This window comes from Pseudomonas sp. HMSC063H08 (assembly GCF_001813645.1).
GTDB lineage: Bacteria > Pseudomonadota > Gammaproteobacteria > Pseudomonadales > Pseudomonadaceae > Pseudomonas > Pseudomonas aeruginosa.
Map to the genome: position 1 here is coordinate 426 of NZ_KV813533.1, position 25616 is coordinate 26041.

15 protein-coding genes are annotated in these 25616 nt (G+C 70.7%); 10 read left to right on the plus strand and 5 right to left on the minus strand.

The genetic code is table 11. The features are described 5' to 3' along the window. On the plus strand, nucleotides 1–167 hold a 167-nt coding region (locus HMPREF2924_RS34760), incomplete at its 5' end, for a catalase-related domain-containing protein (protein ID WP_080984592.1). 130 nt (nucleotides 168–297) lie between these two features. Further along, complete coding sequence (gene bfr, locus HMPREF2924_RS22235; RefSeq protein ID WP_003129313.1) at nucleotides 298–762, plus strand: bacterioferritin; 465 nt, start codon at nucleotides 298–300, stop codon at nucleotides 760–762. 71 nt (nucleotides 763–833) lie between these two features. Here bfr and uvrA read toward each other — a convergent pair whose 3' ends face one another. Beyond that, nucleotides 834–3671: an excinuclease ABC subunit UvrA gene (gene uvrA / locus HMPREF2924_RS22240; RefSeq protein WP_003110572.1), complete on the minus strand. Its 2838-nt coding sequence runs from the start codon at nucleotides 3669–3671 to the stop codon at nucleotides 834–836. Between the two features lie 213 nt (nucleotides 3672–3884). Between uvrA and HMPREF2924_RS22245 the strand changes: the two genes are divergently transcribed. Next, nucleotides 3885–5273, plus strand: a complete 1389-nt coding sequence (locus tag HMPREF2924_RS22245) for an MFS transporter (protein ID WP_003103910.1) — start codon at nucleotides 3885–3887, stop codon at nucleotides 5271–5273. A 16-nt stretch (nucleotides 5274–5289) separates the two neighbouring features. Then, the gene (gene ssb / locus HMPREF2924_RS22250) at nucleotides 5290–5787 is read left to right on the plus strand and encodes a single-stranded DNA-binding protein (RefSeq protein WP_003114685.1); all 498 of its coding nucleotides are present in this window, start codon (nucleotides 5290–5292) and stop codon (nucleotides 5785–5787) included. An 88-nt stretch (nucleotides 5788–5875) separates the two neighbouring features. On the opposite strand, the gene pchA is transcribed toward ssb, so the two are convergent. Genes pchA through pchD form a run of 4 tightly spaced genes read right to left on the minus strand, consistent with a single transcriptional unit; the run spans nucleotide 5876 to nucleotide 10003 of the window. Then, nucleotides 5876–7306, minus strand: coding sequence for an isochorismate synthase PchA (gene pchA, locus HMPREF2924_RS22255; protein WP_003129314.1), 1431 nt, complete (start codon nucleotides 7304–7306; stop codon nucleotides 5876–5878). After that, a complete protein-coding gene (pchB, locus tag HMPREF2924_RS22260; RefSeq protein ID WP_003106950.1) occupies nucleotides 7303–7608 on the minus strand; it encodes an isochorismate lyase PchB in 306 nt (101 codons plus the stop codon). The genes pchA and pchB overlap by 4 nt, the downstream gene beginning before the upstream one ends. Then, the gene (gene pchC, locus HMPREF2924_RS22265; protein WP_003129315.1) at nucleotides 7608–8363 is read right to left on the minus strand and encodes a pyochelin biosynthesis editing thioesterase PchC; all 756 of its coding nucleotides are present in this window, start codon (nucleotides 8361–8363) and stop codon (nucleotides 7608–7610) included. The genes pchB and pchC overlap by 1 nt, the downstream gene beginning before the upstream one ends. Continuing rightward, nucleotides 8360–10003 (minus strand): pyochelin biosynthesis salicyl-AMP ligase PchD, encoded by a 1644-nt coding sequence (pchD, locus tag HMPREF2924_RS22270; protein ID WP_003129316.1) that lies wholly within the window; start codon nucleotides 10001–10003, stop codon nucleotides 8360–8362. Before pchD ends, pchC begins: the two co-directional genes overlap by 4 nt. Nucleotides 10004–10232: 229 nt before the next feature. Between pchD and pchR the strand changes: the two genes are divergently transcribed. The 6 genes from pchR (at nucleotide 10233) to pchI (ending at nucleotide 25535) form a co-directional block, all read left to right on the plus strand. After that, nucleotides 10233–11123: a pyochelin biosynthesis transcriptional regulator PchR gene (gene pchR, locus HMPREF2924_RS22275; RefSeq protein ID WP_003110567.1), complete on the plus strand. Its 891-nt coding sequence runs from the start codon at nucleotides 10233–10235 to the stop codon at nucleotides 11121–11123. 193 nt (nucleotides 11124–11316) lie between these two features. Then, entirely contained in the window at nucleotides 11317–15633 is a 4317-nt protein-coding gene (gene pchE, locus HMPREF2924_RS22280; protein WP_003129317.1) for a pyochelin non-ribosomal peptide synthetase PchE, read from the plus strand. After that, nucleotides 15630–21059, plus strand: a complete 5430-nt coding sequence (gene pchF, locus HMPREF2924_RS22285) for a pyochelin non-ribosomal peptide synthetase PchF (protein ID WP_003129318.1) — start codon at nucleotides 15630–15632, stop codon at nucleotides 21057–21059. The genes pchE and pchF overlap by 4 nt, the downstream gene beginning before the upstream one ends. Then, nucleotides 21056–22105 carry a pyochelin biosynthesis thiazoline reductase PchG gene (gene pchG, locus HMPREF2924_RS22290; RefSeq protein WP_003129320.1) on the plus strand — a complete coding sequence of 350 codons (1050 nt, stop codon included), beginning with the start codon at nucleotides 21056–21058 and terminating at the stop codon, nucleotides 22103–22105. The genes pchF and pchG overlap by 4 nt, the downstream gene beginning before the upstream one ends. Next, complete coding sequence (gene pchH / locus HMPREF2924_RS22295; RefSeq protein ID WP_023094503.1) at nucleotides 22102–23814, plus strand: ABC transporter ATP-binding protein PchH; 1713 nt, start codon at nucleotides 22102–22104, stop codon at nucleotides 23812–23814. The genes pchG and pchH overlap by 4 nt, the downstream gene beginning before the upstream one ends. Continuing rightward, complete coding sequence (pchI, locus tag HMPREF2924_RS22300; RefSeq protein WP_003129324.1) at nucleotides 23811–25535, plus strand: ABC transporter ATP-binding protein PchI; 1725 nt, start codon at nucleotides 23811–23813, stop codon at nucleotides 25533–25535. Before pchH ends, pchI begins: the two co-directional genes overlap by 4 nt. The last annotated feature ends 81 nt before the right edge of the window (nucleotides 25536–25616 follow it).

A 25616-nucleotide genomic window follows, 5' to 3' on the forward strand; every position in this document is an offset into this window, starting at 1 on the left:
TCCATCTGTTCACCGACGAGCAGAAGCAGCGGCTGTTCGCCAACATCGCCGAAGACATCCGCGATGTACCGGAACAGATCCAGCGTCGCCAGATCGGCCTGTTCCTCAAGGTCGACCCGGCCTACGGCAAAGGCGTCGCCGACGCCCTCGGCCTGAAGCTGGACTGATGGCCTGATGAGGCCCCCGGCCCCCTTCCTAGGAAGGGGGCTTTTTTATCTGCATTGGCTTGACCCGGATCAGGCGGAGCCGGGAGCATATGCGGCTAGATTCCTAGTTTTCTCCAGGGAGAGCCCCCCGATGCAAGGCCATCCGGAAGTCATCGATTACCTCAACACGCTGCTGACCGGCGAGCTGGCCGCGCGCGACCAGTACTTCATCCACTCGCGCATGTACGAGGACTGGGGCTTCAGCAAGCTCTACGAGCGCCTCAACCACGAGATGGAGGAGGAGACCCAGCACGCCGACGCCCTGCTGCGCCGTATCCTCCTGCTCGAAGGTACGCCGCGCATGCGTCCCGACGATATCCACCCGGGCACCACGGTGCCGGAGATGCTCGAGGCCGACCTCAAGCTCGAGCGCCATGTCCGCGCCGCGCTGGCCAAGGGCATCGCCCTCTGCGAGCAGCACAAGGACTTCGTCAGCCGCGACATCCTCAAGGCCCAGTTGACCGACACCGAGGAAGACCACGCCTACTGGTTGGAGCAACAGCTTGGCCTGATCGCCAGGATGGGCCTGGAGAACTACCTGCAATCGCAGATCTGACCCTACCCCGCGGATACGAAAAAGCCCCTGCGCCTCACGGTCGCAGGGGCTTTTTCATGAGCGCCCGGCAATCAGGCGCGATCGCGTTCCAGCAGCGGCTTGAGGAAGTGGCCGGTGTGCGACTGGGGCATCTCGGCCACCTGCTCCGGCGTACCGTTGGCGATGATCTGGCCACCCTTGGAGCCGCCCTCGGGGCCGAGGTCGACCAGCCAGTCGGCGGTCTTGATCACGTCCAGGTTGTGCTCGATCACCACCACGGTGTTGCCGTGGTCGCGCAGGCGGTGGAGCACGTCGAGCAGTTGCTGGATGTCGGCGAAGTGCAGGCCGGTGGTCGGTTCGTCGAGGATGTACAGGGTCTTGCCGGTGTCGCGCTTGGACAGCTCGCGGGACAGCTTGACCCGCTGCGCCTCGCCGCCCGAGAGGGTGGTCGCGCTCTGGCCCAGCTTGATGTAGGACAGGCCGACGTCCATCAGCGTCTGCAGCTTGCGCGCCAGGGCGGGGACGGCGTCGAAGAACTCGCGGGCTTCCTCGATGGTCATCTCCAGCACCTCGTGGATGCTCTTGCCCTTGTAGCGGATCTCCAGGGTCTCGCGGTTGTAGCGCTTGCCCTTGCAGACGTCGCAGGGAACGTAGATGTCCGGCAGGAAGTGCATCTCCACCTTGATCACGCCGTCGCCCTGGCAGGCCTCGCAACGGCCGCCCTTGACGTTGAACGAGAAGCGGCCGGGACCGTAGCCGCGCGAGCGGGCCTCCGGCACGCCGGAGAACAGTTCGCGGATCGGCGTGAACAGGCCGGTATAGGTCGCCGGGTTGGAGCGCGGGGTACGACCGATCGGGCTCTGGTCGATGTCGACCACCTTGTCCAGGTGCTGCAGGCCGTCGAACGAGTCGTACGGCGCCACTTCCAGGGTAGTCGCGCCGTTCAGCGCGGTGGCGGTGATCGGGAACAGGGTGTTGTTGATCAGCGTCGACTTGCCGGAGCCCGAGACCCCGGTGATGCAGGTGAACAGGCCGACCGGGATTTCCAGGTTGACGTTCTGCAGGTTGTTGCCGCGGGCGCCTTTCAGCTTCAGCAGCTTCTTCTTGTCGCGCGGGGTGCGCTTGGCCGGAACCGCGATTTTCTTGCGCCCGGAAAGGTACTTGCCGGTCAGCGAGTCGGGGTGGTTCATCACCTGGTCGGGCGTACCTTCCGCCACTACCTGGCCGCCGTGCACACCGGCGCCCGGACCGATGTCGACGACGTAGTCGGCGAGTCGGATCGCGTCCTCGTCGTGCTCGACCACGATCACCGTGTTGCCGAGGTTGCGCAGGTGGGTGAGGGTGCCGAGCAGGCGTTCGTTGTCGCGTTGGTGCAGGCCGATCGAGGGTTCGTCGAGGATGTACATCACTCCCACCAGGCCGGCGCCGATCTGGCTGGCCAGGCGGATGCGCTGGGCTTCGCCGCCGGACAGGGTGTCGGCGCTGCGGTCGAGGGTCAGGTAGTCGAGGCCGACGTTGACCAGGAATTGCAGGCGGTCGCGGATTTCCTTGAGGATCTTCGCCGCGATCTCGCCACGGCGGCCGGTCAGGCTGAGTCCGGCGGCATACTCGCAGGCCTCGCCGACCGGCATCGCGGTGATCGCCGGCAGCGTCCGGTCGCCGACCCACACATGCCGCGCCTCGCGGCGCAGGCGGGTACCGTGGCAATCCGGGCAGGGCTGGGTGCTGAGGAACTTGGCCAGCTCCTCGCGGACCGTGGCCGACTCGGTCTCGCGGTAGCGCCGCTCAAGGTTCGGCAGGATGCCTTCGAAGGGATGCGAACGCTTGACGATGTCGCCGCGGTCGTTGAGATAGCGGAAGTCGACGTTTTCCCGGCCGGAGCCGTAGAGCACCACCTTCTGGTGCTCGGTGCCGAGTTCGTCGAAGGGTTCTTCCAGGCTGAAGCCGTAATGCTGGGCCAGCGAGCCGAGCATCTGGAAGTAATAGACGTTGCGCCGGTCCCAGCCGCGGATCGCGCCCTCGGCCAGGGTCAACTCGCCATTGACCACCCGGCGCGCGTCGAAGAATTGCTTCACGCCGAGGCCGTCGCAGGTCGGACAGGCGCCGGCCGGGTTGTTGAAGGAGAACAGCTTGGGTTCCAGCTCGCTGATCGAGTGGCCGCAGACCGGGCAGGCGAAGCGCGCCGAGAAGATGATCTCCTCGACATCCTCGTCCTCGTCCATCGGTGCTACCAGGGCGATACCGTCGGCCAGGGACAGGGCGGTCTCGAACGACTCGGCCAGGCGTTGCTGGAGGTCCGCGCGAACCTTGAAGCGGTCCACCACCACATCGATGCTGTGCTTCTTCTGCTTATCCAGCTTCGGCACTTCGTCGAGTTCGTAGAGCTTGCCGTCGACCCGGGCGCGGACGAAACCCTGCGCGCGCATCTCGTCGAACACCGCCAGGTGCTCGCCCTTGCGCTCGCGGATCACCGGCGCCAGCAGCATCAGCTTGCTGCCTTCCGGCAGGGCCAGGACCTGGTCGACCATCTGGCTGACGGTCTGCGCCTCCAGCGGGATGTCGTGGTCCGGGCAGCGCGGGGTACCGACGCGGGCATAAAGCAGGCGCAGGTAGTCGTAGATCTCGGTGATCGTACCCACGGTGGAGCGTGGGTTGTGGGAAGTGGACTTCTGTTCGATGGAAATCGCCGGCGACAGCCCTTCGATGGTGTCCACGTCCGGCTTCTCCATCATCGACAGGAACTGCCGGGCGTAGGCCGAGAGGGATTCCACGTAGCGCCGCTGGCCTTCCGCATAGAGCGTGTCGAAAGCCAGGGAAGACTTGCCGGAACCGGAAAGACCGGTGATCACGATCAGTTTGTCGCGTGGCAGTGTGAGGTCGACGTTCTTCAGGTTGTGGGTACGCGCCCCACGAATCAGGATCTTATCCACAGCGGCCTCGCATGGCGGGCGAAAACCGCTGATTATACGGCTGGCCGCTAGCGCGCGGCAAAGTGGCGCGCCTGTGCCGCGAGGGGGCGGACTGGTAGAATGCGCGGCATTTTTCCGGCGCGGGCATTGCCCCGGCCGCCCAGGAGCGGGCGGCGGCGCCATCGGCAGGGGCATGAGGCCTTGCCCTGCAGCGGTTTCTTCCATGAGGGTGTTATGCACGACTCACATACTGAGCGGATGAGCGGTACCGAAACGCGAGCGGCCGTCGGGCTGTCACTGGTATTCGCCTTCCGCATGCTCGGCATGTTCATGGTCCTGCCGGTGCTGGCCACCTACGGCCAGGACCTGGCCGGCGCGACCCCGGCGCTGATCGGCCTGGCCATCGGCGCCTACGGCCTGACCCAGGCGATCCTGCAGATTCCCTTCGGGACCATTTCCGACCGCATCGGCCGGCGCCCGGTGATCGTCGTCGGGCTGCTGATCTTTGCCGCCGGCGCGGCCCTCGCGGCCAATGCCGACTCCATCTGGGGGGTGATCGCCGGCCGCGTCCTGCAGGGCGCCGGGGCGATCTCGGCGGCGGTGATGGCACTGCTCTCCGACCTCACCCGCGAGCAACACCGGACCAAGGCGATGGCGATGATCGGCATGAGCATCGGCGTCTCCTTCGCCGTGGCCATGGTGCTCGGCCCGGTGCTGACCCATCTGTTCGGCCTGCATGGGCTGTTCTGGTTCACCGCCGGGATGGCGCTGGTCGGCCTGCTGCTGATCCTGTTCTTCGTCCCACAGCCGGACCACATGACCCAGCACCGCGAATCCAGCGTGGCGCGCCAGGCCCTGCTGCCGACCCTGAAGCACGGCGACCTGCTGCGCCTGGACGCCGGCATCCTGATCCTCCACGCCATCCTCATGGCCAGCTTCGTCGCCTTGCCGCTGGCGCTGGTGCACGAGGGTGGCCTGCCCAAGGAGCAGCACTGGTGGGTCTACCTGACCGCGCTGCTGGTCGGTTTCTTCGGCATGGTGCCGTTCATCATCTACGCCGAGAAGAAGCGTCGCATGAAGCGCGTGCTGACCGGCGCGGTGGCGACCCTGCTGGCCTGCGAACTGTTCTTCCTGGTCTTCGGTCACAGCCTGGCCATGCTGGTGGTCGGCACGGTGGTGTTCTTCACTGCCTTCAACCTGCTCGAAGCCTCGTTGCCGTCGCTGGTCAGCAAGGTCTCGCCGGCCGGCGGCAAGGGCACGGCGATGGGGGTGTATTCCACCAGCCAATTCCTCGGCGCGGCGCTGGGCGGCATCCTCGGCGGCTGGATGTTCCAGCACGGCGGGCTGAGCATGGTGTTCATCGGATGCGCGGTGCTCGCTGCCCTCTGGCTGGCGATTGCTGTTACCATGCGCGAACCGCCTTATGTGACCAGCATTCGCCTGCCGCTCGCGCCCGCCGCGCTGCAGGACGCGGTGCTGGTCCAGCGATTCAGGGCGTTGCCCGGTGTGGCAGACGCCGTGGTGGTGGCCGAGGAGGCCGCCGCCTATGTCAAAGTGGATACCCAACAAGTGGATCGCACCGCCCTCGAGCGCCTGGCCCAGGCCGCGCCGGGCGGATGCTGAACCTTAGGAGAACGTCATGGCCCGTGGGGTTAACAAAGTCATTCTGGTTGGTAACGTCGGTGGTGACCCGGAAACCCGCTACATGCCCAACGGCAATGCGGTGACCAACATCACCCTCGCCACCAGCGAGAGCTGGAAGGACAAGCAGACCGGCCAGCAACAGGAGCGCACCGAATGGCACCGCGTGGTGTTCTTCGGCCGCCTGGCGGAGATCGCCGGCGAGTACCTGCGCAAGGGTTCCCAGGTCTACGTCGAAGGCAGCCTGCGCACCCGCAAGTGGCAGGGCCAGGACGGTCAGGATCGCTACACCACCGAGATCGTGGTCGACATCAACGGCAACATGCAGTTGCTCGGCGGCCGCCCCTCCGGCGACGACTCGCAGCGCGCCCCGCGCGAGCCCATGCAGCGCCCGCAGCAGGCCCCGCAGCAGCAGTCGCGTCCGGCCCCGCAGCAGCAACCGGCGCCGCAGCCGGCCCAGGACTACGACAGCTTCGACGACGACATCCCGTTCTAAGCGACGCCCTTGCGGCGCGGCCCGTCCGCGCCACGGGCAGACCTTCGAAGACCCCCTGCCGCCCTCGGGCCGCAGGGGGGCTTCGTTTTCAGGCGACGCCGCGCTGCAAGGGCACTTCGTCCAGGCCGCCTATGGCGGACAGAGCGTCCCGCATGGCACTGAGCTTAAGGCAGGTTTCGCGATACTCGTGGGCCGGTTCCGAATCGCCTACCAGACCGCAGCCGGCGAACAGGTAGCCCCGGCCCGGCGTGAGCAGGGCCGAGCGCAGCGCCACCAGGAAATCGCCGTTGCCTTCGCCGTCGAGCCAGCCCAGCGGCGCGGCGTACCAGCCACGATCCATCCCTTCGTGCTGGCGGATGTAGTCCAGCGCCGCGCTGCGTGGGTAGCCGCCCACCGCGGGGGTCGGATGCAGCGCCTGCAGCAGCCGCAGGATGCCGCCTGCGTCGGCGAGGCGGGCGCGGATCGGCGTGTTCAGGTGCTGGACTCGCGCCAGTCGTTTCAGGCCAGGCGCATCGGGGATTTCCAGCGCCTCGCTGAAGGGTTCCAGGGCCGTACGGATCGCCTCCACCACCAACTGGTGTTCGTGCCTGTCCTTGGCGCTGTCCAGCAGGGCCTGTCCGAGCCGCGCATCTTCCTGGGCATCGCCGCCGCGGGCGATGGTCCCGGCCAGGGCATGGGTGAGCGCCTCGCCGGCGCGAATGCGGACCAGGCGTTCCGGGGAGGCGCCGAGGAAGCAGGCGTTGCCGCGGCGACAGGCGAACAGCTGGGCGTCGGCATGTTGCAGGCGCAGGTGTTCGATGACCTGCCACGGCTCGATGTCGCCGAGAGGCCGGGCCTGGGTGCGGGCCAGCACGACCTTGCCGAAGCGTCCCTGGCGGACACTGCTTACCGCGTCGCTCACCTTGGCTTCCCATTGCCTGCGCTCCAGCGCCGAAGCGTCGCCCTGCGCGCCAGCGGTCGGCCCCGAGGGCCGGCGCCTGGCCGGCTGCCTCAGGCGCAGTAGCGCCGAGCAGTGGTAGGCGGCCAGGGCCAGGGCATCTTCGCCGGGCTTGGCCAGGTGTTGGCAGAGTACCCGGTAGCGTTCGCCCTCGCGCAGCACGGTGATGCCGGCGAGCATCAGGCTGGCATCGGCGAAGGCTTGCCAGTGTTCCTCGCGCGGGCCGCGCGGATCGAAGCGGAATCCGCCGCACAGGCGCGGCGCCAGCGGGCCCTCGACCACGGCGTCGGCGCAGAGCAATTGCCAGTTTTCCTCGATCCGGGCGAAGCGCTGTTCGCCGTGGCCTTGCAGCTCCAGGGCGCAGCCCCAGGCGAAGAACGCCAGCTCGGGCTGTTCCCAGTACAGGCAGGGCGTTTGCCGGTCGTCCCAGGCACCGAATACCTGCAGCGGGTCCAATGGGTCGATCTCGAACGACGCCGCCACCAGCACCGGACGATCGAGCGCCTGCGCCTGGCCGATGGCGCGCTCGAAGGTGCCGCGCAAGGCGTGCAGGCACTGGCTCAGGGGTGCCAGCCGGCTCATGCGGCACCCCGTGTCTGGCGCCAGTACTTGATCTGCTCGGCGATGTACCAGTGGATGATCTGCGCGAACAGTCCCTCGACGAAGGGCGCGTCGAGTCCGTTTTCCTCGGCCCAGCGGGCGCGCTCGGGGAGCATCGCGGCGACCCGCTCGGGCGCCGGAATCGCCGCCTCGCTGGCCTTGAAGCGCGACGCCGCCTTGACGTAGTCCATGCGGCGGCCGAGGGCCTGGACGATATCCAGGTCGATCCGGTCGATGGCCTCGCGGATGTCCGCCAGGCCGGTGCAGTCTTCGGGAGTTTTCATCATGCAACCTCTCGGGAAAGGGCGTCGGGATGTGCGAGGCGGCGCAGCAGGTGCTCGATCACCGCGTCGCGCCTCTCGCTCAGGTAGAAGTGGCCGCCAGGAAAGCGCCGCAGCCTGGCGGGAGTCCGGCTGGCGTCGCTCCAGGCCTGCGCCTCGGCGGCGCTGACTTCCTCGTCGTGCTCGCCGAGGAGGACGTCGAGGGCGCAGGCCAGGGCGATGGGCTGCGCCCGTCGGTAGGTCTCGATCGCCTGGTAGTCGGCGCGCAGGATCGGCAGGAACAGCGCGCGCAGGTCGGCGTCCTCGAGTAGCTCGCTGGCGCCCCCCTGGCGGCGGACGTCCTCCAGCAGCACCGCCTCGTCGCCGCGGTGCAATGCGCCGCCGCGTTGCCGGTGCGGTGCCGGATGGGCGGAGACGAACAGGTGGCGCAGCGGCGCGCCGGCGCTTTCCAGGCGCAGGGCGGTTTCGTAGGCCAGCGCCGCGCCGAGACTGTGGCCGAACAGCGCCAGGGGCGCGTCGGCGAAATCGCGCAGGGCGAGGGCGGCGCCGTCGGCGAGGTCCTCCAGGCGGGTGGCCGGCGCCTCGTTGAAGCGGTCCTCGCGACCCGGGTACTGCAGGGCAAGCAGGTCGATGTCTGGCGGCAGGCGTTCGCTCCAGCTACGGAAGAAACTGGCGCTGCCGCCTGCATGGGGGAAGCAGGCCAGGCGCAGGCGCGGCATCGGCGTCAGGCGGAACGGCCGGACCCAGGCGGCGCTCATGCGCGGGCCTCCAGCTCGCGGCGCAGGCGCTCGCGCAGGTCCTTCTTGCTGATCTTGCCGATGCCGGTCTGGGGGAAGGCCGGAACCAGCTCGATGCGGTCCGGCACCTTGAACGCGGCCAGCCCGCAGGCGTGCAGGTATTGCTTCAGCTTCAGCGCCGAGGGCGCCGGCTGGCGCGGGATGACGAAGGCGCAGGTGCGCTCGCCGAGCAGGCTGTCGGGCATCGCCACGACGGTGGCGTCGTGCACCTGCGGATGGGCGATCAGCAGGTTCTCCACCTCTTCCGCGGCGATCTTCTCGCCGCCGCGGTTGATCTGGTCCTTGTCGCGGCCCTCCACCACCAGGTAGCCGTCCTTGTCGCGGCTGACCCGGTCGCCGGTGCGGTAGAAGCCGTCCGCGCTGAAGGCCTTGGCGTTGTGTTCGGGCAGGCGGTAGTAGCCGCGGATGGTGTAGGGACCGCGCACGGTCAGTTCGCCGACCTCGCCGGGGCCGACCTCGCGGCCCTCGGCGTCGACCACCCGCACTTCGTCGTCCGGCGACAGCGGCCGGCCCTGGGTATGCAGCACGCGTTCGGGCGGATCGTCCAGGCGGGTGTAGCAGATCAGCCCCTCGGCCATTCCCAGCACCTGTTGCAACTGGCAGCCGAGCACCGGTGCGACGCGTTGCGCGGCACTGCTGCCGAGCCTGGAGCCGCCGACCTGGAGCAGACGCAGGCTGGATAGATCGGCGCGGCGGCTTTCCTGGGCATCCAGCCAGAGCATCGCCAGCGGCGGTACCAGGGCGGTGTGGGTGACCCGTTCACGGGCGATCAGGGCGAAGCAATGCTCGGGATCGGCGCGCTGGCTGACCACCACGCGGCCGCCGGCCAGCAGCGTGCCGATCACTCCGGGGCAGCAGAGGGTGAAGTTGTGCGCCATCGGCAACCCGGTGAGGTACACCGTGTGCTCGTCGAAGCCGCAGACCTCGGCGCTGGCGCGGACGTTGTAGAGATACTCGCGATGACGCCGGGGAATCAGCTTCGGCGTGCCGGTGGTGCCGCCGGACAACTGGAAGCAGGCGATATCCTCGGCGCGGGCGGCGCAGTCTTCCAGCGCGTCGGCCTGGTACAGCGGTGCCAGCGCTTGCAGCGGCGCCTCGGCCTCGCCGTGGATCAGCGCCATCCGGCAGGCGCCGCTGGCGAGCAGCTCACGGGCCATCGGCCGTGGGTCGAAGCCGTCGATCCGTTCGGCGCCGATGTAGGCCTTGGCCTCGGCGAAGCGGCAGAAACCGCTGATCTCATGCTGGCGATGGGCGGGGAGGGCGAGCACCGGGCGTACGCCGAGCTGGAACAGGGCGAAGCAGGTCTCGACGAAGGCGATGCCGTTGGGCAGGTGCAGCACCACCGTGTCGCCATGTGCGAGGCCGGCCTGGCGCAGTCCGGCTGCCAGGCGGCGGCAGCGCTGGAGCAGGTCGGCATAGCTGAGCCGCTGGTCGTCGTCGCAGAGCGCGATCCGCTGCGGATGGCGCGCGGCGCTGGCGGCCAGGGCTTCGGCGAAGCTCCGGTCCTGCCAGTGGCCGGCGTCGAGATAGCGGCGGACGAAGGCGGCGGGCCAGTCGGGGGCGTCGTCGACGGCCGATGGGGTGACGGGCGAGGAAGTCATGCGATCTCCGTGGATGCGGTCGATTGCCATTGCTGGGAAATGAGATTTATTATCATTGGCGGGCGGCAGGGACCGCGCAAGCCCGCGCCTTTCGATTGCGGGGCTTTTTCATTCGCTGCAGGGGCGGAGTGCAGGGCGCTTTGTCCATCTCCGCTAAAAAGTCCCCCTGCCCCCACGTATCCAGGAAGGCGTCGCCGCGTCGGCAGCGCCCGGGCTACAGGAAAACCTGATGACCATCACCATCATTGCTCCGCCACAGGCCGATGCCGCCGCGCCGGCACCGGGCAACCGGCCCGGCATCGCGCACATCGATCCGAACATGAAGCTGGTGACCGGAACCTTCTGTTCGGCCAGCGAGGACTGGTTCGAGGAACCGCTGGAGCGCGGCCTGCGCCTGATCCTCGTGCAGAGCGGCCAGTTGCGCTGCCGGATTCCCGGCCAGCCCGAGCACCTCATCGAGGGGCCGAGCCTGTGCACCATCGCCAACGATGGCGACTTCACCTCGGCGCAGATCTACGGCACCGACAAGCCGTTGCGCTACACCATCGTCCAGCTCGGCGTCGAAGCCCTGGACAGCCGCCTCGGTTGGCTGCCCGAGCAACTGATACGCCGCCCCGGCGGCGATCCGCGGATCATGAGCTGCCCGGCGCCGCGGGCGATGCAGGCGTTGGCCTCGCAGATCGCCACCTGCCAGATGCTCGGTCCGACCCGCGATCTCTACCTCGGCGGCAAGGCCCTGGAGTTGGCCGCGCTCAGCGCCCAGTTCCTTTCCGGCGAGGGGCGCCCCGTCGAGGAGCCGCGCATCACCTGCTCCGAGGTCGAGCGCATCCACGCCGCCCGCGACCTGCTGGTCGGCGCCTTGCAGGAACCACCGTCGCTGGACACGCTGGCCAGCCGCGTGGGCATGAACCCGCGCAAGCTGACCGCCGGTTTCCGCAAGGTGTTCGGCGCCAGCGTATTCGGCTACCTGCAGGAGTACCGCCTGCGCGAGGCGCACCGGATGCTCTGCGACGAAGAGGCGAACGTCTCCACGGTGGCCTACCGGGTGGGCTACAGCCCGGCGCATTTCTCCATCGCTTTCCGCAAGCGCTACGGCATCTCCCCCAGCGAGATCCGCTGAGTCTCCGCGACGACCCCCGACCCGGCCACGGGAGGGGCGTCGCCGCTGCGGGATGACGCTGCATCTAACGAAACAGTCCGGCTGTCTAAAGCATTGCCGGCCAGGCCTCCCAGGCAAGTGAGATAAGGTCGCATTTGATAATCGTTGCCAGGAACTGGCAACCGACTTCAGATGCTTGCCCTAGGGAGCCCCCATGGATCTGCCCCCCGATTCCCGTACCGCCCTGCGCGACTGGCTGACCGAGCAGCTCGCCGACCTGCTCGGCGAACCGCTTGCCGACGTGCGCGCCCTGGCGGACGACGACGACCTGCTGGGCTGCGGCCTCGACTCGATCCGCCTGATGTACCTGCAGGAACGCCTGCGCGCGCGTGGCTCGACGCTGGACTTCGCCCAGTTGGCGCAGCGCCCCTGCCTGGGGGCCTGGCTCGACCTGCTGGCCTGCGCGGACCGGCTGTCCGCCCCGGCAACGGTCGCGCTGCCGGCGGCGCAGGATCGCGACCAGCCGTTCGAGCTGTCTTCCGTGCAGCAGGCCTACTGGCTGGGACGTGGCGCCGGCGAGGTGCTGGGCAACGTCAGCTGCCATGCCTTCCTGGAATTCCGCGCGCGGGATGTCGACCCGCAGCGCCTGGCCGCGGCGGCGGAGTGCGTGCGTCAACGCCACCCGATGCTGCGGGCGCGCTTCTTCGACGGTCGCCAGCAGATCCTTCCGACGCCGCCGCTGTCCTGCTTCGACCTGCAGGACTGGCGCACTTTGCAGGTGGACGAGGCCGAGCGCGACTGGCAGGCGCTGCGCGACTGGCGCGCCCATGAATGCCTGGCGGTGGAGCGTGGCCAGGTGTTCCTGCTCGGGCTGGTGCGCATGCCGGGCGGCGAGGAACGCCTCTGGCTGAGTCTCGACCTGCTTGCCGCCGATGTCGAAAGCCTGCGCCTGCTGCTGGCCGAACTGGGCGTTGCCTACCTGGCGCCGGAGCGCCTGGCGGAGCCGCCGGCGCTGCATTTCGCCGACTACCTGGCGCGCCGTGCGGCGCAACGCGCCGAGGCCGCGGCGCGGGCCCGCGACTACTGGCTGGAACGCCTGCCGCGCTTGCCGGACGCGCCGGCCCTGCCATTGGCCTGCGCGCCGGAAAGCATCCGCCAGCCGCGCACCCGGCGCCTGGCATTCCAGCTTTCCGCCGGCGAGAGCCGGCGCCTGGAGCGTCTTGCCGCGCAGCATGGCGTGACCTTGTCCAGCGTGTTCGGCTGCGCCTTCGCGCTGGTCCTGGCGCGCTGGAGCGAAAGCGCGGAATTTCTCCTCAACGTGCCGTTGTTCGATCGGCATGCCGACGACCCGCGTATCGGCGAGGTGATCGCCGACTTCACCACCCTGTTGCTGCTGGAGTGCCGGATGCAGGCCGGGGTGTCCTTCGCCGAGGCGGTGAAGAGCTTCCAGCGCAACCTCCACGGAGCCATCGACCACGCCGCATTCCCCGCCCTGGAGGTGCTCCGCGAGGCGCGCCGGCGGGGCCAGCCGCGCTCGGCGCCGGTGGTGTTCGCCAGCAACCTGGGCGAGGAGGGCTTCGTCCCGGCGGCCTTCCGCGACGCTTTCGGCGATCTCCACGACATGCTCTCGCAGACCCCGCAGGTCTGGCTCGACCACCAGCTCTACCGGGTGGGCGACGGTATCCTGCTGGCTTGGGACAGCGTCGTCGGCCTGTTCCCCGAAGGTCTGCCGGAAACCATGTTCGAAGCCTACGTGGGGCTGCTCCAGCGTCTCTGCGACAGCGCCTGGGAGCAGCCCGCCGATCTGCCGTTGCCCTGGGCGCAGCAGGCGCGCCGGGCCCTGCTCAACGGCCAGCCGGCATGCGCCACGGCGCGCACCCTGCATCGCGACTTCTTCCTTCGCGCCGCCGAGGCGCCGGATGCTGACGCGCTGCTCTATCGCGACCAACGTGTCACCCGCGGCGAACTGGCCGAGCGTGCGCTGCGCATCGCCGGCGGCCTGCGCGAAGCCGGGGTGCGCCCCGGCGACGCGGTCGAGGTCAGCCTGCCGCGCGGACCGCAGCAGGTCGCGGCGGTATTCGGCGTGCTCGCCGCAGGCGCCTGCTACGTGCCGCTGGACATCGACCAGCCGCCCGCACGGCGGCGCCTGATCGAAGAGGCCGCCGGGGTATGCCTGGCGATCACCGAGGAGGACGATCCGCAGGCCTTGCCGCCGCGCCTGGATGTCCAGCGCCTGCTGCGCGGCCCGGCGCTGGCCGTCCCCGTGCCGCTGGCGCCGCAGGCCAGCGCCTATGTGATCTACACCTCGGGCTCCACCGGGGTGCCCAAGGGCGTCGAGGTCAGCCACGCGGCGGCGATCAATACCATCGACGCGCTGCTCGACCTGCTGCGGGTGGACGCAGCGGACCGCTTGCTGGCGGTCTCCGCGCTGGACTTCGATCTGTCGGTCTTCGACCTGTTCGGCGGCCTCGGCGCCGGTGCCAGCCTGGTCCTGCCGGCCCAGGAACAGGCGCGCGATGCCGCCGCCTGGGCGGAGGCTATCCAGCGGCATGCGGTGAGCCTGTGGAACTCGGCGCCGGCCTTGCTGGAGATGGCCCTCAGCCTGCCGGCGAGCCAGGCCGACTATCGCAGTCTGCGGGCGGTGCTGCTGTCCGGCGACTGGGTGGCCCTGGACCTGCCCGGCCGCCTGCGCCCACGTTGTGCCGAAGGCTGCCGCCTGCATGTGCTGGGTGGCGCTACCGAAGCGGGCATCTGGTCGAACCTGCAGAGCGTCGATACGGTGCCGCCGCACTGGCGTTCGATTCCCTACGGCCGGCCATTGCCGGGACAGGCCTACCGGGTGGTCGACGCCCACGGGCGCGACGTGCCGGACCTGGTGGTCGGCGAGTTGTGGATCGGCGGCGCCAGCCTGGCCCGCGGTTATCGCAACGATCCCGAACTCAGCGCCCGGCGCTTCGTCCACGATGCCCAGGGCCGCTGGTATCGCACCGGCGATCGCGGTCGCTACTGGGGCGACGGTACCCTGGAATTCCTCGGTCGGGTCGACCAGCAGGTGAAAGTGCGCGGCCAGCGCATCGAGTTGGGCGAGGTGGAGGCCGCGCTGTGCGCCCAGGCTGGCGTGGAGAGCGCCTGCGCGGCGGTGCTCGGCGGTGGCGTGGCGAGCCTCGGCGCGGTGCTGGTACCGCGTCTGGCGCCACGGGCCGAAGGCTCCATGGAACTACCGGCCGCACAGCCCTTCGCCGGCCTGGCAGAGGCCGAGGCGGTACTCACCCGGGAAATCCTCGGCGCGCTGCTGGAGGCGCCGCTGGAGCTAGACGACGGTTTGCGCCGGCGCTGGCTGGACTGGCTAGCGGACTCCGCCGCCAGCGCGCTGCCGTCGCTCGACGAGGCGTTGCGCCGGCTCGGCTGGCAGGCCGCGGGGCTGACCGCGATGGGCAACGCTCTGCGCGGCCTGCTCGCCGGCGAACAGGCGCCGGCCGCGCTGCTCCTCGATCCCTGGCTGGCGCCGCAGGCGGTGGCCGCGCGCCTGCCGGACGGCCGCGAGGCCCTGGCGCGCCTGCTCGAAGCGCTGCCGACGCCGGCAGCCGGCGAACGCCTGCGGGTGGCGGTGCTGGATACCCGCGCCGGGCTCTGGCTCGACCAGGGCATGGCCTCGCTGTTGCGCCCGGGGCTGGAACTGACCCTCTTCGAACGCAGCCGCGTCCTCCTCGACGCCGCCGCCACCCGCTTGCCGGAACGGATCGCGGTGCAGGCGCTGGATGACGGCCTGCTACCTGCCGAGCACCTCGGTCGCTACGACCGGGTGATCAGCTTCGCCGCGCTGCACACCTACGCGGCCAGCCGCGAAGGCCTGGCGCTGGCGGCGGCGCTGCTGCGCCCGCAGGGCCGCCTGTTGCTGGTGGACCTGCTATGCGAGTCGCCACTGGCGCTGCTCGGTGCGGCCTTGCTCGACGACCGGCCGCTGCGCCTGGCGGAGCTGCCGAGCCTGTTGGCCGATCTCGCCGCTGCGGGACTGGCGCCGCGTTGCCTGTGGCGCAGCGAACGGATCGCCCTGGTCGAGGCGCTGGCGGCGGGGCTCGGGCTCGACGCCGCCGCGCTCCAGGCCGGCCTGGAGCAACGCCTGCCCCAGGCGATGCGGCCCGAACGCCTGTGGTGCCTGCCAAGCCTGCCGTTGAACGGCAATGGCAAGGTCGATCGTCGCCGCCTGGCCGAGAGCATGACCCGCGCACTCGGCGAGTGTCGTCACGAGCCCTCGGCGGAGGAGCCGCTGGAAGCCCATGAGCAGGCGCTGGCCGAGTGCTGGGAAGCAGTCCTCAAACGCCCGGTGCGTCGTCGCGAGGCGAGCTTCTTCAGCCTCGGCGGCGACAGCCTGCTGGCGACCCGCCTGCTGGCCGGCATACGTGAGCGTTTCGGCGTACGCCTGGGCATGGCCGACTTCTATCGCCAGCCGACCCTGGCCGGTCTTGCCCGCCACTTGCAGGCGCAGACCGTCGAAATCGAGGAAACCCAACTGGAAGAGGGCGTGCTATGAGCCTCGGCGAACTGCTGGAAACCTGCCGCAGCCGGCGCATCGAACTCTGGAGCGAGGCGGGCCGCCTGCGCTATCGCGCCCCCCAGGGCGCCCTCGACGCCGGCCTCGCCGAGCGCCTGCGGGCCGAGCGCGAGGCTCTGCTGGAACACCTGGAGGGCGGCCCTGGCTGGCGCGCCGAACCCGACCTGGCCCACCAGCGCTTCCCGCTGACCCCGGTGCAGGCCGCCTACGTGCTGGGCCGCCAGGCGGCCTTCGACTACGGCGGTAACGCCTGCCAGCTGTACGCCGAGTACGACTGGCCGGCCGACACCGATCCGGCGCGCCTGGAGGCGGCCTGGAACGCCATGGTCGAGCGCCACCCGATGCTGCGCGCGGTGATCGAGGACAACGCCTGGCAGCGCGTGCTGCCCGAGGTGCCCTGGCAGCGGCTGACCGTACATGCCTGCGCGGGGCTCGACGAGGCCGCTTTCCAGGCGCACCTGGAGCGGGTCCGCGAACGCCTCGACCACGCCTGCGCGGCGCTCGACCAGTGGCCGGTCCTGCGCCCCGAGCTGAGTATCGGCCAGGATGCCTGCGTGCTGCACTGCTCGGTGGATTTCACCCTGGTCGACTACGCCAGCCTGCAATTGCTGCTTGGCGAATGGCGCCGCCGCTATCTCGATCCGCAATGGACGGCGGAACCGCTGGAGGCGACCTTCCGCGACTATGTCGGCGTCGAGCAGCGTCGACGCCAGTCGCCGGCCTGGCAGCGCGACCGCGACTGGTGGCTGGCGCGCCTCGACGCGCTGCCGGGGCGTCCCGACCTGCCGCTGCGGGCGCAGCCGGACACCCGGTCCACGCGCTTCCGGCACTTCCACGCGCGCCTCGACGAGGCCGCCTGGCAGGCGCTCGGCGCGCGCGCCGGCGAACACGGCCTGAGCGCTGCCGGCGTGGCCCTGGCAGCCTTCGCCGAGACCATCGGTCGCTGGAGCCAGGCACCGGCGTTCTGTCTCAACCTGACGGTACTCAACCGGCCGCCGCTGCATCCGCAGCTGGCGCAGGTGCTCGGTGACTTCACCGCGCTCAGCCTGCTGGCGGTGGACAGCCGCCACGGCGACAGTTTCGTCGAGCGTGCCCGACGCATCGGCGAGCAGATGTTCGACGACCTCGACCACCCGACCTTCAGCGGCGTCGACCTGCTGCGCGAACTGGCGCGCCGGCGCGGTCGCGGCGCCGACCTGATGCCGGTGGTGTTCACCAGTGGCATCGGCAGCGTGCAGCGCCTGCTCGGCGATGGCGAGGCGCCGCGCGCGCCACGCTACATGATCAGCCAGACCCCGCAGGTCTGGCTGGACTGCCAGGTCACCGACCAGTTCGGCGGCCTGGAGATCGGCTGGGACATACGCCTCGGGTTGTTCCCCGAGGGCCAGGCTGAAGCCATGTTCGACGACTTCGTCGGGCTGCTCCGGCGCCTGGCGCAGAGCCCGCGCGCCTGGACCGACGGTGATGCCACGGAACCCGTCGAGGCGCCGCCGCAGGCGTTGCCCGGTAGTGCCCGGAGCATCGCCGCCGGTTTCGCCGAGCGTGCCCTGCTGTCCCCCGACGCCACGGTGATCCACGATGCCGCCGGCAGCTACAGCTACCGCCAGGTCGCCCAGCACGCCAGCGCCCTGCGCCGTGTCCTGGAAGCGCACGGCGCGGGCCGTGGCCGGCGGGTCGCGGTGATGCTGCCGAAAAGCGCCGCGCAACTGATCGCGGTGATCGGCATCCTCCAGGCCGGTGCCGCCTATGTGCCAGTGGACATCCGCCAGCCGTTGCTGCGGCGCCAGGCGATCCTCGCCAGCGCCGAAGTGGTCGCGCTGGTCTGCCTGGAAAGCGATGTCCCGGACGCCGGCTGCGCCTGCGTGGCCATCGACCGGCTGGCCGCCGACAGCGCCTGGCCGCCACCGCCCGCGGCGGAGGTGGCGGCGGACGACCTCGCCTACGTGATCTACACCTCCGGCTCCACCGGCACGCCCAAGGGCGTGATGCTCAGCCATGCGGCGGTGAGCAACACGCTGCTCGACATCAACCAGCGCTACGGCGTCGACGCCAACGACCGCGTCCTCGGCCTAGCCGAGCTGAGCTTCGACCTCTCGGTCTACGACTTCTTCGGCGCCACCGCGGCGGGGGCCCAGGTGGTCCTGCCGGACCCGGCGCGCGGCAGCGATCCATCGCACTGGGCGGAACTGCTGGAACGCCACGCCATCACCCTGTGGAACTCGGTGCCGGCCCAAGGCCAGATGCTCATCGATTACCTGGAGAGCGAGCCGCAACGCCACCTGCCGGGACCGCGCTGCGTGCTCTGGTCCGGTGACTGGATTCCGGTCAGCCTGCCGACCCGCTGGTGGCGGCGCTGGCCGGACAGCGCGCTGTTCAGCCTGGGCGGCGCCACCGAGGCGGCGATCTGGTCGATCGAGCAGCCGATCCGCCCGCAGCACACCGAGCTGGCCAGCATCCCTTATGGCCGTGCCCTGCGCGGGCAGAGCGTGGAAGTCCTGGATGCCCGCGGGCGGCGCTGCCCGCCGGGCGTGCGCGGCGAGATCCATATCGGCGGGGTGGGCCTGGCGCTCGGCTACGCCGGCGATCCGCAGCGCACCGCCGAACGCTTCGTCCGTCACCCCGATGGCCGTCGCCTGTATCGCACCGGCGACCTCGGCCGCTACCTGGCCGACGGCAGCATCGAGTTCCTCGGCCGCGAGGACGACCAGGTGAAGATTCGCGGCCACCGCATCGAACTGGCCGAGCTGGACGCCGCGCTGTGCGCCCATCCGCAGGTCAACCTGGCGGCCACCGTGGTGCTCGGCGAGACCCACGAGCGCAGCCTGGCCAGCTTCGTCACCCTGCATGCGCCGGCGGAGGCTGGCGAGGATCCGCGTACGGCGCTCGACGCGGTGCGCCAGCGGGCGGCCCAGGCCTTGCGCCGCGACTGGGGCAGCGAGGAGGGCATCGCCGCGGCGGTGGCCGCACTCGACCGTGCCTGCCTCGCCTCGTTGGCCGCCTGGCTGGCCGGCAGCGGTCTGTTCGCCAGTGCGACGCCGCTGGACTTCGCCACCCTGTGCCAGCGCCTGGGTATCGCCGAGGCGCGCCAGCGCCTGCTGCGCCACTGGTTGCGCCAGCTGGAGGAGGGCGGCTACCTGCGCGCCGAGGGCGAGGGCTGGCTGGGCTGCGCCGAGCGTCCCGCGCAGAGTCCGGAGGACGCCTGGACGGCGTTCGCCGGCTGCGCGCCGGCGGCGCTCTGGCCGGCCGAGCTGGTCGCCTACCTGCGTGACAGCGCGCAATCCCTCGGCGAGCAACTGGCCGGGCGGATCAGCCCGGCGGCGCTGATGTTCCCGCAGGGCTCGGCGCGCATCGCCGAGGCCATGTACAGCCAGGGCCTGCATGCCCAGGCGCTGCACGAGGCGATGGCCGAGGCCATCGCCGCCATCGTCGAGCGCCAGCCGCAACGGCGCTGGCGCCTGCTGGAGCTTGGCGCCGGCACCGCCGCCGCCAGCCGCGCGGTGATCGCCCGGTTGGCGCCGCTGGTGCAGCGAGGGGCGGAGGTGGACTACCTGTTCACCGACGTTTCCAGCTACTTCCTCGCCGCCGCCCGCGAGCGCTTCGCCGACCAGCCGTGGGTACGCTTCGGCCGCTTCGACATGAACGGCGATCTTCTCGACCAGGGCGTGGCGCCGCACTCGGTGGATATCCTGCTCAGCTCCGGGGCCTTGAACAACGCGCTGGACACCCCGGCGCTGCTGGCCGGCCTGCGCGAGTTGCTGAGCGCCGACGCCTGGCTGGTGATCCAGGAACTGACGCGCGAGCACAACGAGATCAGCGTCAGCCAGAGCCTGATGATGGAAAACCCGCGCGACCTCCGCGACGAGCGCCGCCAACTGTTCGTCCACACCGGGCAATGGCTGGAGTGGCTGGCGGCACAGGGTGGCGACCTGGCTTGTGGGGTGGTGCCGCCGGGCAGCGCTCTCGACCTGCTTGGCTACGATGTCCTGCTGGCTCGCTGCAAGACCGACCGCGCCCGCCTGGAGCCGGCCGAGCTGCTGGCCTTCGTCGAAGCGCGGGTGCCGCGCTACATGCTCCCGGCGCAGTTGCGCGTGCTCGAACGCCTGCCGGTCACCGGCAACGGCAAGATCGACCGCAAGGCCCTGACCGGCTTTGCCCGCCAGCCCCAGGCGGACCTTCGGCATGGCGTCGCGCAGGCACCGGCCGACGAACTGGAGAATGCGCTGCTGGCACTCTGGCGGGAGGTGCTGGACAACCCTTCGCTGGGCGTCGAGCAAGACTTCTTCGGGGCTGGCGGCGACTCGCTGTTGATCGCCCAGTTGATCGCCCGTTTGCGCGAACGCCTGGAAAGCGCCCGCCGGCATCCGTTCGATCGCCTGCTACGCTGGGCGCTCAGCCAGCCGACGCCGCGCGGCCTGGCCGAACGCCTGCGCAGCGCGCCGGAAGAGGGCCGTGGGCCAGCCCTGGCCGCGGCGCGCGGCGTCGCCCCGGCGCAGGCCGGCATGTCGCGCGCACCGCTCGCCGAGGGCGCGGTGGCGCTCGACCCGCTGGTGCGCCTGGTGCCCGGCGAGGGCGTGCCGCGGGTGCTGGTCCACGAAGGCCTCGGCACGCTGCTGCCGTACCGCCCGCTGCTTCGCGGCCTGGGTGAGGGGCGGCCGTTGCTGGGCCTGGCCGTGCATGACAGCGACGCCTACCTGGCGATCCCCGCCGAGCATCTCAACGCCTGCCTCGGCCGCCGCTACGCCGAGGCGCTCCATGGCGCCGGGCTGCGTGAGGTCGACCTGCTCGGCTACTGCTCCGGCGGGCTGGTCGCCCTGGAGACCGCCAAGTCCCTGGTCCAGCGCGGGGTGCGCGTGCGCCAACTGGATATCGTCTCCAGCTACCGGATTCCCTACCGGGTGGACGACGAGCGCCTGCTGTTGTTCAGCTTCGCCGCGACCCTCGGCCTGGATACCGCGGCGCTCGGCTTCCCCGCGCCGGAACGTCTCGGCCTGGCGGTGCAGGCGGCGCTCGCGCAGACACCGGAGCGCCTGGGCGCCGAGGCGCTGGCGGGGCTACCGGGCCTGGCCGATCTCGTCGCCCTGCGCGGCCGCGTGCTACAGGCGGCCAGCGGTAGCGCCGACGCCGCCAGCGTCGAACGCGACACCCTCTACCGGCTGTTCTGTCACTCGGTGCGTGCCAGCCAGGCCGCGGCGCTGGAGCCCTACGTCGGCGCGCTGCGGCTGTTCGTGCCGGACGCCGGCAACCCATTGGTGCCGCGCTACGCCGAGGCCCTGGAGACCCAATGGCAGGCCGCCGCGCTTGGCGCGTGCGGCATCCACGAGGTGCCCGGCGGGCACTTCGACTGCCTGGGCGAAGCCCTGGCGCAATCCTTGTCGAAACCCATGCCAGAGGAGGCGAGCCGATGAGCGACGTCCGTTCCGTGGTGGTCGCCGGTTCCCGGTTCGGCCAGTTCTATGCCGCCGGCGTCGCCGCCGATCCGCGCTTCGTCCTGCGCGGCATCCTTGGCCAGGGCAGCCGGCGTTCGCGGGCGTTGGCCGAGCGCCTCGGGGTGGAGACCTGGTGCGAGGTCGAGGCGTTGCCCGACGATGTCCGCCTGGCCTGCGTCGCGGTCGGCGGCGCGGCACGCGGCGAGCAGGGCCCGGCGCTGGCCGAGGCGCTGATGGCGCGTGGCATCGACGTGCTGATCGAGCATCCGTTGCTGCCGCGCGAATGGCAGGACCTGCTGCGCAGCGCCGAGCGCCTGGGCCGGCGCTGCCTGCTCAACACCTTCTATCCGCAGTTGCCGGCGGTGGCGCGTTTCATCGAACTGGGCCGCCAGTTGCACCACCGGCGCGGCATCCGCCACCTGGACGCGGCCTGCGGGGTGCAGGTCGGCTTCGCCACCCTGGACATCCTCGCCGCGTTGCTGGAGGGCGTCGGCCCCTGGTCGCTGGAGTCGCCCTCGAATGACCTGTCGGCGATGCGCGGGCTGTCCCTGGTGTTGGCGGAAGTGCCGTTGAGCCTGCACGTGCTCAACGAACTGGCGGCCGCCGACGACGGGCGCATGACCTTGTTGCAGCGCGTCAGCCTGACCACCGATCGCGGCACGCTGAGCCTGCTCAGCCCCCATGGCCCGTTGTTGTGGACGCCTGCGGTGGCGGTACCGGCAGAGGATGACGACGGCCTGTTCGCGCTGTTCGACGAGATAGCCGGCGAACCGCTGCCCAGCGCCCAGCTCTGGTATGCCGAACCGTGCAGCTGGGCCCAGGTGCACCAGCGCCTGTGGCCGGCGGCGGCGGCCGAGGCGCTGGCGCTGCTCGCCGACGGCGACGAGGTGCGCCGGCGCAACCAGCGCAGCCTGGAGGTCGCCGCCCTGTGGCAGAGGATCGGCGAGCGCCTTGGCTTCCCCGAGGCGCCGCCGGCGTCGCTGGCGCCGGCGAGCCTGGAACAGGTGCTGGAGCAAGCCTCGTGACCCCGGTGCTGTGGCGCCTGCTGCGCACCTATCGCTGGCGGCTGGCGGTGGCCATGGGGTTGCAGGCCCTGGCCGGGCTCTGCTCGCTGTTGCCCTGGATGCTTCTCGCCTGGCTCGCCGAGCCGCTGGCGCGCGGCCAGGCGCAGCCGGCCCTGCTGGCCCTGGTGCTGCTGGCGGTGCTGGCCTGGCTGGGCTGCCAGGCGCTGGCCGCGCACCTGGCCCACCGGGTCGACGCGGACCTCTGCAACGACCTGCGCCTGCGCCTGCTGGCGCACCTGCAACGGCTGCCGCTGGACTGGTTCGGTCGCCAGGGCCCGGACGGCGTGGCGCGCCTCGTGGAGCAGGACGTGCGGGCCCTGCACCAACTGATCGCGCACGCTCCCAACGATCTCAGCAACCTGTTGGTGGTGCCGCTCGTCGCGTTGCTCTGGCTGGCCTGGCTGCACCCCTGGCTGTTGCTGTTCTGCCTGCTGCCGCTGGTGCTGGCCGCCGCCGGCTTCCTGCTGCTGCGCTCGGCGCGCTACCGCGACCTGGTGCTGCGGCGCAACGCCGCGCTGGAAAGGCTCTCGGCGGACTATGGCGAATTCGCCCACAACCTGCTGCTGGCCCGACAGTACCCCGGCGCCGGCATACAACAGGGCGCCGAGGCGTCGGCGGCGGCCTTCGGCGAAGCGTTCGGCGCCTGGGTGAAGCGGGTCGGCCACCTCGCCGCGCTGGTCTACGTGCAGTTGTCGACGCCCTGGCTGCTGGCCTGGGTCCTGCTCGGCGCGCTGGTCCTGGATGCCCTCGGCGTGCCGCTGGCGCTCGGCCAGGCCTGTGCCTTCCTGCTCCTGCTGCGGGCCCTGGCCGCCCCGGTGCAGGCGCTCGGCCACGGCGGCGACGCGCTGCTGGGCGCGCGCGCCGCCGCCGAGCGCCTGCAGCAGGTATTCGACCAGGCGCCGTTGGCCGAGGGCCGCTCGACCCGCGAGCCGGTCGATGGCGCGGTGGCGCTGCACGGCCTGGGCCATGCCTATGAAGGCGTGGAGGTCCTGGCCGATATCGACCTGGAGCTGGAGGATGGCAGCCTGGTGGCCCTGGTCGGCCCCTCGGGCTCCGGCAAGAGCACCCTGCTGCACCTGCTGGCGCGCTACATGGACGCGCAGCGCGGCGAACTGGAGGTTGGCGGCCTGGCACTGAAGGACATGCCCGATGCCGTGCGCCACCGGCATATCGCGCTGGTCGGCCAGCAGGCGGCGGCGCTGGAGATATCCCTGGCCGACAACATCGCCCTGTTCCGCCCCGATGCCGATCTCCAGGAGATTCGCCAGGCGGCCCGTGACGCCTGCCTCGACGAGCGCATCATGGCCCTGCCGCGTGGCTACGACAGCGTGCCGGGACGCGACCTGCAACTGTCCGGCGGCGAACTGCAACGACTGGCCCTGGCCCGTGCGCTGCTATCGCCGGCGCGCCTGTTGCTGCTCGACGAGCCGACCTCGGCGCTGGATCCGCAGACCGCCCGGCAGGTCCTGCACAACCTGCGCGAGCGTGGCGGCGGCCGGACCCGGGTGATCGTCGCCCATCGTCTGGCCGAAGTCAGCGATGCCGACCTGATCCTGGTGCTGGTCGCTGGCCGTCTGGTCGAACGCGGCGAGCACGCGGCGCTGTTGGCGGCGGACGGCGCCTATGCGCGCTTGTGGCGTGAACAGAACAGCGCGGAGGTGGCGGCATGACCCTGTTCGAACGAATGCGTGCGCTGCCCGAAGACTGCCGTGCCGCGTTGCGCCGGGCGAGCGCTTGGGGGGTCCTGGCGGCGCTGCTGGACGCCGCTTGCGGCGTATTGCTGGTGCCGTTGGTCGAGGCCTGGTTCGCCGAAGGCGCGTTGCCCTGGCGCTGGGTCGCCGCGTTGCTCGGCTTGAGCCTGGCGCAGGCGCTGTTGCAGTACCTGGCCCTGCGTCGCGGTTTCGCCGCCGGCGGCTCGCTGGCGGCTGGACTGGTGCGCAGCCTGGTGGCGCGCTTGCCGCGCCTGGCGCCGCCGGCGCTGCGCCGGGTCGCGCCGGCCGAAGGCCTGCTGCGCGGCCCGGTGATGCAGGCGATGGGCATTCCGGCGCACCTGCTGGGGCCGCTGATCGCCGCGATGGTGACGCCGCTCGGGGTGATCCTCGGGCTGTTCCTGATCGACCCGTCCATCGCCCTCGGCCTGCTCGTCGCCGGTGCCGTCCTCGCCGCGCTGTTGCGCTGGAGCGGGCGGCGCAATCTGGCGGCGGAGGATGCCCGGCTGGCCGCCGAGCGCGACGCCGCACGGCAGTTGCAGGCGTTCGCCGAACGCCAGCCGCTGCTGCGCGCGGCGCAGCGCGAAAGCGTCGCCCGCCAGGGGCTGGAAGAGGCCTTGCGCAGTCTCCACCGCAGCACCCTGGAACTGTTGCGGCGCAGCCTGCCCAGCGGCCTCGGCTTCGCCCTGGCGGTGCAGGCGGCGTTCGCCTTCGCCCTGCTCGGCGGCGCCTGGGCGGTGGAGCGGCAATGGCTGGACGGCGCGCGGCTGGTGGCCGTGCTGGTGCTGCTGGTGCGCTTCATCGAGCCGCTGGCCCAGCTCACCCATCTCGACCAGGCGTTGCGCGGCGCCTGGCAGGCGCTGGACACCCTGCTGCGGGTTTTCGCCCTGGCTCCGCTGCACAGCCCCGAGCCGGGCGAGCGGCCGCACGACGCCAGCCTGGCGGCCGAGGCCGTGGAATTGCGCCTGGAAGATGGCCGCGCCTTGCTCGAGGACATTTCCCTGAGGCTGGAGCCGGGTTCGCTGAACGTCCTCGTCGGACCCTCCGGGGCCGGCAAGAGCAGTCTGCTGGCGCTGCTCGGGCGGCTCTACGACGTCGATGCCGGGCGTGTCCTGCTGGGTGGCGTGGATATCCGCCGGTTGAGCGAAACGACCCTCGCCGCCAGTCGCAACCTGGTGTTCCAGGACAACGGCCTGTTCCGCGGCAGCGTTGCCTGGAACCTGCGCATGGCGCGAGCGGACGCCGATCTCGAAGCGCTGCGCGAGGCGGCGCGGGCGGTTGGCCTGCTGGAAGAGATCGAGGCCTGGCCGCAGGGCTGGGACAGCGATGTCGGTCCCGGCGGCGCGCTGCTGTCCGGCGGCCAGCGGCAACGCCTGTGCCTGGCTCGCGGGCTGCTCTCGGCAGCGCCGTTGCTGCTGCTCGACGAGCCCACCGCCAGCCTCGACGCCGCCAGCGAGGCGCAGGTGCTGCGCAGCCTGCTCGGGTTGCGCGGCCGGCGCACCCTGCTGGTAGTGACCCACCGCCCGGCGCTGGCGCGTCAGGCCGACCAGGTACTGCTGCTGGAGGAGGGGCGCCTGCGCCTCAGCGGACGTCACGCCGATCTGCTCGTCCGGGACGACTGGTATGCCGGTTTCGTCGGGCTGGCGGGCGAGGAAAGTTCCGCGACGGTCGTGGATCAATAGAGAAAGACCGGCAATCGAAAAAGCCCCGGAGACGATTTCTTCATAATGATAAGCATTATCAAATCGTATATCCCCCGAGGC

Bases quoted from the DNA above. Each gene is read 5' to 3' on its own strand.
- bfr (WP_003129313.1), top strand. From the start codon at position 298: ATGCAAGGCCATCCGGAAGTCATCGATTACCTCAACACGCTGCTGACC.
- HMPREF2924_RS22245 (WP_003103910.1), top strand. From the start codon at position 3,885: ATGCACGACTCACATACTGAGCGGATGAGCGGTACCGAAACGCGAGCG.
- ssb (WP_003114685.1), top strand. From the start codon at position 5,290: ATGGCCCGTGGGGTTAACAAAGTCATTCTGGTTGGTAACGTCGGTGGT.
- pchA (WP_003129314.1), bottom strand. From the start codon at position 7,306: ATGAGCCGGCTGGCACCCCTGAGCCAGTGCCTGCACGCCTTGCGCGGC.
- pchB (WP_003106950.1), bottom strand. From the start codon at position 7,608: ATGAAAACTCCCGAAGACTGCACCGGCCTGGCGGACATCCGCGAGGCC.
- pchC (WP_003129315.1), bottom strand. From the start codon at position 8,363: ATGAGCGCCGCCTGGGTCCGGCCGTTCCGCCTGACGCCGATGCCGCGC.
- pchD (WP_003129316.1), bottom strand. From the start codon at position 10,003: ATGACTTCCTCGCCCGTCACCCCATCGGCCGTCGACGACGCCCCCGAC.
- pchR (WP_003110567.1), top strand. From the start codon at position 10,233: ATGACCATCACCATCATTGCTCCGCCACAGGCCGATGCCGCCGCGCCG.
- pchE (WP_003129317.1), top strand. From the start codon at position 11,317: ATGGATCTGCCCCCCGATTCCCGTACCGCCCTGCGCGACTGGCTGACC.
- pchF (WP_003129318.1), top strand. From the start codon at position 15,630: ATGAGCCTCGGCGAACTGCTGGAAACCTGCCGCAGCCGGCGCATCGAA.
- pchG (WP_003129320.1), top strand. From the start codon at position 21,056: ATGAGCGACGTCCGTTCCGTGGTGGTCGCCGGTTCCCGGTTCGGCCAG.
- pchI (WP_003129324.1), top strand. From the start codon at position 23,811: ATGACCCTGTTCGAACGAATGCGTGCGCTGCCCGAAGACTGCCGTGCC.